The following is a 9,388-nucleotide window of genomic DNA, read 5'->3' as shown; positions in this document are numbered from 1 at the left end:
ACTTGCATGTATTAGGCACGCCGCCAGCGTTCGTCCTGAGCCAAGATCAAACTCTCCAAAAAGTTTGTCTATGAATGACACCAATCATTCATAGGAAAGTTCTTAGCAAAGAAGCTGCTAGCTTCTGTATTTCATAATTTAAGAAAAAACAGGGTATGTTTCTTCTTGACATACTGGTTGTTTTGTTCAGTTTTCAAGGAGCAAAATTGTTGTTGCTGTTTTTTGCAACAGCTTTTATATATTATCACGTTGAACGCTTTATGTCAACATCTTTTTTCAAGAAGTTTTTATCTTCTCGGTCGGCTGTTCAAATCAGCGACTTTAATAATATATCATGTTAACTATCGTAATGTCAAACACTTTTTTAATTTGTTTTCAATTACTTGTCGCTTAATGAACTGAATCATTTTGAGCAACGGATATAACTTTACCACGGTTATAAACCTAAGTCAATACTATTTTAAAATAATTGTCTGTCGTTAAATAAAGCCTCTGTATTCTATTCATTAATAGGCGGTTATGTGAATCTCATCTTGCATTATACTATTTCCTTATTTAAGGAAAACAATTCTATTGTTTATTAGAATTATGCTATACTACTCTTGTAAATAATAAGGAGGACAAATAAGTATGGCTCAACTAGTTTATTCCAGTAAAATAAATAAAATCCGTTCGTTTGCATTGATACTTATATTTGCAGGTATTGGATTCATGTACATAGGTTTGTTAGTAAAGAAGATTGATTGGCTGATGGCTTTGCTTTTTCTTGTAGGAGTTATCTCCATTGTTTTGAGTACCGTTGTTTACTTCTGGATTGGCATGTTATCAACCAAGGCTATTCCAATAGTATGTCCTTCCTGTGATAAACCTACAAAAATGTTAGGACGCGTAGATGCTTGTATGCATTGTAAACAGCCTCTTACTTTAGATAAAAATCTTGAAGGCGAAGAATTTGATGAAAAATATAATACGAGAAAATACCTTAGAGAGCAAAAGAAAAAATAACGTTAACTCAGAAAACATCTGCCAATAGGTAGATGTTTTCTTTATATGAAGGAAATGAGGAATTTGATTGATTCTTATAGTAGATAATTATGATTCATTTACTTTTAACCTAGTTCAGTATCTTTACCAATTAAATAAAGAAGTAGTTGTTATACGAAATGATGAGCTTGCTCTTGAGGATATCGAATCAATCCAACCAACCCATATTCTCCTCTCACCAGGACCAGGTAATCCAGGTACTGCCGGAATTTGTTTGGATATCGTAAAGCAATTTTATCAAAAATACCCAATTCTCGGTGTTTGTTTAGGACATCAGATCATCGCAGAAGCTTTCGGTGGAAACGTAATTAAAGCGAAAGAACCGACACATGGAAAGGTTTCTTCTATTAAACATGATGGCAGAGGTATGTTTACGGCTTTACCAAATCCGTTGCAAATAACAAGGTACCATTCACTAATGGTAGACAGTAATAGTTTTCCAGAATGTCTAGAAGTAAGTGCTTATACAGAATCAGGTGATATTGCAGCACTTAGACATCGTCATTATCCTGTTGAAGGAATACAGGGACATCCAGAGTCTATTTTATCTGAGAGTGGACTCTCGCTTTTAAGTAATTTTTTCAACAATAAAGGAGGAGAGTAATCTATGAGTCAAGTACATAGCCCCTTCCTTCAATTTGATTTCAATAGAACATCGACTACTTTTGAACATCCAATTGAAGTTATCACTGCTGATAGAATCGATCAGGTTATCCCATCTTTAGTAAAGGTTCAGGAAGCTATTAATCAAGGATATTATGCTGCTGGTTATCTTTCGTATGAAGCATCACCTGCCTTTGAACCATCTATGAAAGTTCATTCGAATAACCGAATGCCATTGGTTTGGTTTGGGATTTACAAACATGCACAGAACTCTACCAATCACCCCATCGGATCCTTCCATACATCTGAATGGAAACCAACTACTACTATTGGCGAATATAACAAGGCTATTCAACGAATCAAAGATCATATTGAAAAAGGTGAAACCTACCAAGTAAATTATACAATTCGAATGCTTTCAGAGTTCCAAGGGGATGCTTATGCTTATTACAAACAACTCGCAAGTTCACAATCTGCCAACTATAGTGCCTATTTGGATATAGGTGACTATAAAGTCTTATCCGCTTCACCGGAACTTTTTTTCCATCTTAAAGAAGGAAAAATCACTACAAAACCGATGAAGGGAACTGTTGGTAGGGGTAGAACAGTAGATGAGGATCAAGAGAATTCAAAATGGCTTCTTCATTCCGAAAAAAACCGAGCCGAGAATGTGATGATTGTTGATTTGCTACGGAATGACTTAGGAAGGTTAGCTAAGCCTGGTACTGTGAAAGTCCCGGAACTTTTCACCATTGAAAAGTATCCAACTGTATTTCAAATGACATCAACTGTCACTGGAGAAATTGATTCTGATAAGAGCATTTTAGATATTTTTCAAGCATTATTCCCTTGTGGGTCAATAACAGGTGCACCCAAAATAAATACCATGAACATTATTCATGAATTAGAAACCTCTCCTCGCGAGGTGTACTGTGGTGCGATAGGATTTATCACACCAGAACAAGAAGCAATTTTTAATGTACCTATACGTACAGTCATCCTAGACAAAGAAGAAGATGCAACTTATGGCGTTGGGGGAGGAATTACATGGGACTCCCAAGAAGATGAGGAATACGCTGAAGTTCTGACGAAAGCTAAAGTTCTTTCGAAAACAAAGGATACCTTCCAGTTAATAGAAACAATTGGTTTGAAAAATGGGGAGTTTCTCGTTCTGGACAATCATTTAAACCGATTAGAGAATTCTGCTTCTTATTTTAATTTTCGCTTTATGCGAGCTACTTTGGCCGATCAACTCAAAACTTTAGCAAAGCAGTACCCACTTGATAATTGGAAGATAAGAGTATTACTCAGTCAGGATGGAGGAACAACAATTACAATCTTGCCTGAACCACCAATCGATAGTGACACACAACTCGTATCCTTAGCTAAACACCCTGTGTCTAAAAACAATATTTTTCTTTATCACAAGACCACCAATCGCACATTCTATGAAAAGCACTTTGATGACTATCCAGATGTCTTTGACGTCCTACTATGGAATGAAAACGATGAAATCACAGAATTTACTCGTGGGAATGTTGTTGTAGAAATCGATGGAGAGTTATATACACCACCTGTACATTGTGGTCTATTAGCTGGAACCTATCGTGAGGAGTTACTTAATGAAGGAAAGATTGTAGAGCGAGTTATTTATAAAAAGGATATTCCTATAGTAAATCGAATTTGGTTTATCAATAGTGTGAAGGAATGGGTATTAGTTCATATAAGATAAAAGTAGCCCTGCATCCAATCGGAGCAGGGCTTATCATGTTTAATTAATGTGTATTAGCTTCAACATGCTTACAATCTTCACAGTTTCCGTATACTTCCATTCGGTGATGACTTACTTCAAATCCAGTAACTTTTTCAGCTAAGGACTCTACTTCATCTAATGAAGGGTAATGAAAGTCAACGATTTTCCCACAAGATTCGCAGATAATATGATAATGGTCAGTCAAATTAACTTCAAATCGACTAGATGAATCACCATATGTTAATTCACGGACCAATCCGTTTTCACGCAGAACACGTAAATTATTATATACTGTAGCAACACTCATATTAGGAAATTTACCTTCTAATGCTTTATATATATCGTCAGCTGTTGGGTGTATAACTGATTCCATTAGATAATCAAGCACCGCATGACGTTGTGGTGTAATTCGTACTCCTGACTCTTTTAATGCATCAATTGCTTTCTGAAGTCTATTTTCAGCCACGCCATGCACCTCGCTTTCGTGAGAAATTCTGAGAATAACACAATTATTATATTATAATCTTTATAATTAGTGTACGCTTATCCAAGGATTGTTGTCAATAATAGTATATTTTCTAGCATTAAATATTATAACTTATCTAGTGTTAGTTCTAAAGGCGAATATGACACTACTTGCTTGCTTACACATCTGTATTTAATGGTAGTTCTTTTCCGTTCAGGGCTTGGTTTACATATCTCGCTGCAACAAATAGGAAATCCGATAGACGGTTTAAATAAGAGACAACTAACTGATTGGGTAATTCATCTACTAGTCCTACTGCTAGACGTTCCGCTCTTCTTGTTACAGTTCTAGCGACATGAAGCGCACTTGATGCACGATGTCCTGAAGGTAGGATAAATTGTTTTAACGGTTCTAAATGCTGGTCCCACTCATCAATTTGCTTTTCTAACTCTTCAATATGCTCTTTCTTCAATTCCCATGCGACTTCCTTATCAGGAGGTGTCGCCAGCTCTGCACCAACATGAAATAGAATCGTTTGAACACGGTGCATTTGCTCTAGAAAATTACCCTTGCCTTCCCAGCTCTCTTGTTCTAATAAACTGGATGCTAGACCAATCATGGAGTTCGCTTCGTCGCATGTTCCATACGCTTCTACACGCAAATCGTTTTTAGGAACTCTTTTTCCATACACTAATGATGTCAGTCCCTTATCCCCTGATCTTGTATAAATTCTCATATTAATACCCCCTAGATGGTTCAACTGTATTTGTATAGTTATTTTCACCGTTTAGGTATTTATCAAGATTTTCTTGGAAAATAGTTAAAGCTCGAATCATATAGTTTGGTGATTGTCCTGAAATATGTGGTGTTACCGTAATATTTGGTTCCGTCCAAAGTGGGCTGTCTTCCGGAAGAGGCTCCACTTCAAATACATCTAGTACTGCATGTGCAATTTGTTGATCTCGCACTGCTTGTAGAATGGTTTCTGTCTTTACAAGATCACCTCTACCAATATTAATAAACACCGCTTCCTCTTTCATTAGATTAAAATGCTCATCTGATAGAAAATACTTTGTTTCAGCTGTACTTGGCAGAACCGATACAATAAAGTCTGCCTTAGGAAGGTTTTGTTTTATAGTTTCTATTGTATATACTTCGTCAAAGTATTCTACTGGACGACCACTACGAGATAAGCCAACTGTATTCATCTGAAAAACCTTTGCCAGTCTTGCTACTTCTTGTCCAATGTCACCAGTACCCAATACTAGTAGTGTGTGAGCTGTTATTTCTTTCATCCGCACACTTTTATCCCACTTACTTAGTTTTTCATTCTCATACAGAGTCTTTTCTTGTCTATACACTTGTAGCATCATAGAAATCGTGTACTCCGCCATTTGTGTTTTATGGATGCCACGTGAGTTTGTTACAAGGATACCTCTCTTTTCTATTTGTTTGAACGGTAATTGATCAACACCTGCAGAAAGGACCATAATCCATTTTAGATTGATAGCTTTCTCTATTGTTGATTCATCTAAATCGTCACCATATGTTACAAATACTGTTGCTTCTTCTAGGTGCTGTTCCGCTTCCTTAATTCCACTTGTAAATATAAAATCCAGTGTTGGATATTTTTGTACTAATGATTGCCTATGTTTTTCCGAGATAGTTGCTGAGAAAAGTATAACCAAGATGAAATCCCCCTTTATTTTCACTAAATGCTTATCTCCATAATAAACAGAATTACAAAAATGGACAACTTAAAGAGAATAGCCAGCTCCCGATATTGGGCACTGGCTAGTAGTTTAATAATTTCTTTTCTTAAACAAACGTTTGATTGATTCCATAACTATCTTAACATCTAACTTATACGAACAATTTTGTGTGTAATAAAGATCATACCTGATTTTTTGCCCGTGATTGTCATTTGTAGCACCTTTAATTTGAGCATAACCAGTGAGTCCTGGTCTAACTTTTAGCCGTTTCATTTGTTGTTGATTATAATAATCAGCAACTTCCGGCCGTTCTGGGCTAGGTCCTACTAGACTCATATCTCCTCGCATAACGTTGATTAATTGTGGAATTTTACTCAGGTGGTATTTAGCTAGCCATAACCCTGTATCTGTAAAAGTAATATTTTTATCTCTTGTTATTTTAAAGTAATCAGGTACACCTTTTTCCCAGGAACTCGGAAATGGATATGGTGGCAACTGGCGAATAACTCTTGAACCATTAGTCATTGTGCGGAACGACCACATCGTAAAGGTTCGGTTATTCTTACCAACTCGTATTTCCCGATTAAATATAGGTCTTCCTTCCTTCTTGGCGATTCGCAAACAAATAAATAGAAAGAGCGGTAGAAGCAAAATAAATAACACGGTACTAAACAATATATCTATTAGTCTTTTAAAAAAGAAATACAGATTAATATGTATGAAATAATCCGTTTTTGTTTTGGCAGACTCTAGCATTTCACTCATCATACCCTTCTTTACATTGTACATACTTAACTACTTCATATTATTCAAGTTGTCTGAGGTATATAACTATGTAATTGAAAAGTAATAAAAGGGTGTCCATCATAAGTCTAGTAAGTTTGAGGGCTTTAAAAAGAGATTGGGGGCTGGGGATTGTCTAATCTATTATATTCATTTGCTAGCGTACTAGCATAAGCTACTCCTAACTTTAATCATTTACTGTTAAAAACGATGTTCATAGTCGTCCTTAACTTCTTTTTAAATATAAATTCATGTCAAAATGATGTTAGTAACCCTCCTTAACTTCTTTTTCATTATAATTTCTTACTAAAATGATGTTAACAGCCCTTCTTAACTTCTTTTCCGATATAATTTCTTGTCAAAATGATGTTAACGGCCCTCCTAATCTTCTTTTTCAATATATTTTCTTGCCAAAATGATGTTAACGGCAATCCTAATCTTCTTTTTCAATATATTTTCTAGCCAAAATGATGTTAACAATAAATTCCAACAAAAAAAGACCCCAACTTGGGATCCTTTAAGATAGATTTTCTCTAATAAATTGTAGCGCTTCTTCTACATGGCCTTCTACTTTTACTTTACGGTATTCTTTTTGAAGATTCCCTTCTTTATCGATAATAAAAGTAGAGCGTTCGATGCCCATATACTCTTTACCAAAGTTCTTTTTCAACTTCCAAACACCATAAGCTTCTGCAAGCTCGTGTTGTTCATCTGCTAGAAGTAAAAATGGTAGATCATGCTTATTAATAAACTTCTGATGACTATCAGCAGGATCTGGACTTACGCCAACAATCACTGCATCTAATTCTTTAAAACTTTCATGATTATCACGGAAATCACATGCCTCCGTTGTACACCCAGGTGTCATATCTTTTGGGTAAAAGTATAGTACAACATGTTTTCCTTTTAAGTCTTCTGAACTAACTTCTTTACCATCCTGATTTGGGAGAGTAAATGAAGGAGCTGGTTTTCCTATTTCTAAAGTCATCTGAATTCCTCCAAACATTTCATTTACCTTCACTATAACATTAGGCTGGAATAGAATGCTAATCTCTTGCCCGTTCCTGATTGGACTGGACTAGATGAATCACAAAGGCTGTTGGCAGGATATAACCTATTAGCGCTTCAATCAAAGCAAGCAATCTTCCAATTCCAATTGGTGTAATATCTCCATACCCAATCGTTAACATGGTAACCCCACTAAAATAGAAAGAATGAATTAGCGATCCTATTGGACTCACCTGACGCAATTCTCCTCCTTCTACTAAATATATCCCCTCAAATGATAGGATAAAATAGATTAATCCGAATCCAAGAATTACAATCGTGTAGGTAATCACTAAGGATGAAAACATCTCCATAGAGAATCTTCTTTCTTGCATCCGTACACCTAATATCTTTTTCTCTCCTAATACAAATCCAGAGATACTCCTAGCAATAACAAAACCAACAGCAATAACCAATAGCCATGGTAATAAGCTCATATAATCTCCCTTTTCTTTATGGTCATTACTATTTATTCTATGCAAGCAAGCATGAGGGCTTGTCATTTTATTTTCTAAATGAATACGATACAATAGGTAACGGTAAAGCTTTAAGCAATTTGCTTTTTACATAGGAGGATATAACATGAACTTTACAAATTCAGAAGCACTTCACGAAGAAGCGCAAAAACATATTGTTGGTGGTGTAAATTCACCATCTCGTGCATATAAGGCAGTTGGGGGCGGGGCACCAGTATATATGGAAACCGCAAAAGGGGCCTATTTCTGGGATGTCGACGGAAATAAATACATTGATTATTTAGCAGCATATGGACCAATTATCACAGGGCATGCTCATCCACATGTTACAGAAGCGATTAAACATGCTGCGGAAAACGGCGTATTATATGGAACACCTACTCCTTTAGAAAATAAATTTGCCAAAATGTTAAAAGAGGCAATTCCTTCTTTAGAAAAGGTTCGATTCACTAATTCTGGTACGGAAGCAGTAATGACTACCATCCGTGTAGCAAGAGCATACACAGGTCGTACAAAAGTAATCAAGTTTGCAGGAAGTTATCACGGACACTTTGACGCAGTACTAGTGCAAGCGGGGTCAGGCCCCTCCACCTTAGGAACTCCAGACTCTGCGGGTATCCCTGTATCAGTTGCACAAGATGTCATTACGGTACCATTTAATGATATTGATGCTTATAAGGATGCGCTTGATAAATGGGGCGACCAACTAGCTTGTGTACTAGTGGAACCAATCGTTGGGAACTTTGGAATTGTGGAGCCTAAGGAAGGGTTCTTACAAGCTGTGAACGACTTAACTCATGAAGCAGGTGCACTAGTTATCTATGATGAGGTAATTACTGCTTTCCGATTCACTTATGGAAGTGCTCAACAAGTATATGGAATCGAGCCAGACATGACAGCAATGGGTAAAATCATCGGCGGTGGACTTCCTATCGGTGCTTATGGTGGACGTAAAGATATTATGGAACAAGTCGCTCCACTTGGACCGGCATACCAAGCCGGAACAATGGCTGGTAACCCAGCATCCATGGCTTCTGGTATTGCTTGTTTAGAAGTTCTGAAACAAGACGGTGTCTATGAAAAACTAGACAAGCTTGGTGCACGTTTAGAAAAAGGAATATTGGCGAAAGCAGAAGAAAATGGTATGACCATTTCTATCAATCGACTACGTGGAGCACTAACTGTTTACTTTGGTAGTAAGGATGAAGTCACTGATTATGCTGGTGCAGAAGCTAGTGACGGAGAAGCATTTGGTAAGTTTTTCAAGCTAATGCTTCACCAAGGAATAAACTTAGCACCATCTAAATATGAGGCTTGGTTTATTACAACCGAGCATACCGAAGCTGACATTGATGAGACGATCGAGGCAGTTGGGAATGCATTTAAGGAAATGAGCAATTAATTTGCAAAGACAGCCAAACATATATTGTTAGGCTGTCTTTTATATTATTTTAACTACTATTTGATGTATGAACACCCAAATATATAACATGATATAATAATA

General features: G+C 36.5%; 10 protein-coding genes and 1 rRNA gene. 4 read left to right on the top strand and 7 right to left on the bottom strand.

Annotation, left to right across the window (positions count from 1 at the left end; all coding sequences use genetic code 11):
* A 16S ribosomal RNA gene (locus tag TE34_RS09835) occupies positions 1–62 on the bottom strand; the annotation flags it as partial.
* 568 nt (positions 63–630) lie between these two features.
* Between TE34_RS09835 and TE34_RS09830 the strand changes: the two genes are divergently transcribed.
* The 3 genes from TE34_RS09830 (at position 631) to pabB (ending at position 3,379) form a co-directional block, all read left to right on the top strand.
* Positions 631–1,005, top strand: coding sequence for a YgzB family protein (locus tag TE34_RS09830; RefSeq protein ID WP_047984651.1), 375 nt, complete (start codon positions 631–633; stop codon positions 1,003–1,005).
* A gap of 67 nt (positions 1,006–1,072) precedes the next feature.
* Positions 1,073–1,648, top strand: coding sequence for an anthranilate synthase component II (locus TE34_RS09825; protein ID WP_047984650.1), 576 nt, complete (start codon positions 1,073–1,075; stop codon positions 1,646–1,648).
* Positions 1,649–1,651: 3 nt separating this feature from the next.
* Complete coding sequence (gene pabB / locus TE34_RS09820) at positions 1,652–3,379, top strand: aminodeoxychorismate synthase component I (RefSeq protein WP_047984649.1); 1,728 nt, start codon at positions 1,652–1,654, stop codon at positions 3,377–3,379.
* 43 nt (positions 3,380–3,422) lie between these two features.
* Here pabB and perR read toward each other — a convergent pair whose 3' ends face one another.
* The 6 genes from perR to TE34_RS09790 all read right to left on the bottom strand — a co-directional run bounded on the left by perR (position 3,423) and on the right by TE34_RS09790 (position 7,845).
* Positions 3,423–3,866 carry a peroxide-responsive transcriptional repressor PerR gene (gene perR, locus TE34_RS09815; RefSeq protein ID WP_047984648.1) on the bottom strand — a complete coding sequence of 148 codons (444 nt, stop codon included), beginning with the start codon at positions 3,864–3,866 and terminating at the stop codon, positions 3,423–3,425.
* 178 nt (positions 3,867–4,044) lie between these two features.
* A complete protein-coding gene (locus TE34_RS09810; RefSeq protein WP_047984647.1) occupies positions 4,045–4,602 on the bottom strand; it encodes a cob(I)yrinic acid a,c-diamide adenosyltransferase in 558 nt (185 codons plus the stop codon).
* A gap of 1 nt (position 4,603) precedes the next feature.
* Entirely contained in the window at positions 4,604–5,554 is a 951-nt protein-coding gene (locus tag TE34_RS09805) for a D-2-hydroxyacid dehydrogenase (RefSeq protein ID WP_047984646.1), read from the bottom strand.
* A 114-nt stretch (positions 5,555–5,668) separates the two neighbouring features.
* Positions 5,669–6,343, bottom strand: coding sequence for a sugar transferase (locus TE34_RS09800; RefSeq protein WP_162200021.1), 675 nt, complete (start codon positions 6,341–6,343; stop codon positions 5,669–5,671).
* Between the two features lie 535 nt (positions 6,344–6,878).
* Positions 6,879–7,349, bottom strand: coding sequence for a thioredoxin-dependent thiol peroxidase (bcp, locus tag TE34_RS09795; protein ID WP_047984645.1), 471 nt, complete (start codon positions 7,347–7,349; stop codon positions 6,879–6,881).
* A 58-nt stretch (positions 7,350–7,407) separates the two neighbouring features.
* Positions 7,408–7,845, bottom strand: a complete 438-nt coding sequence (locus tag TE34_RS09790; protein WP_047984644.1) for a potassium channel family protein — start codon at positions 7,843–7,845, stop codon at positions 7,408–7,410.
* Positions 7,846–7,990: 145 nt separating this feature from the next.
* On the opposite strand from TE34_RS09790, the gene TE34_RS09785 reads away from it, so the two are divergent.
* Positions 7,991–9,286 carry a glutamate-1-semialdehyde 2,1-aminomutase gene (locus tag TE34_RS09785; RefSeq protein ID WP_047984643.1) on the top strand — a complete coding sequence of 432 codons (1,296 nt, stop codon included), beginning with the start codon at positions 7,991–7,993 and terminating at the stop codon, positions 9,284–9,286.
* Positions 9,287–9,388 lie beyond the last annotated feature (102 nt).

The sequence above is a fragment of the Ornithinibacillus californiensis genome (assembly GCF_001038485.1).
Lineage (GTDB): Bacteria > Bacillota > Bacilli > Bacillales > Amphibacillaceae > Ornithinibacillus > Ornithinibacillus californiensis.
Note: the sequence above shows the minus strand (reverse complement) of the source record. Positions and strands in the feature narration are given on the sequence as shown.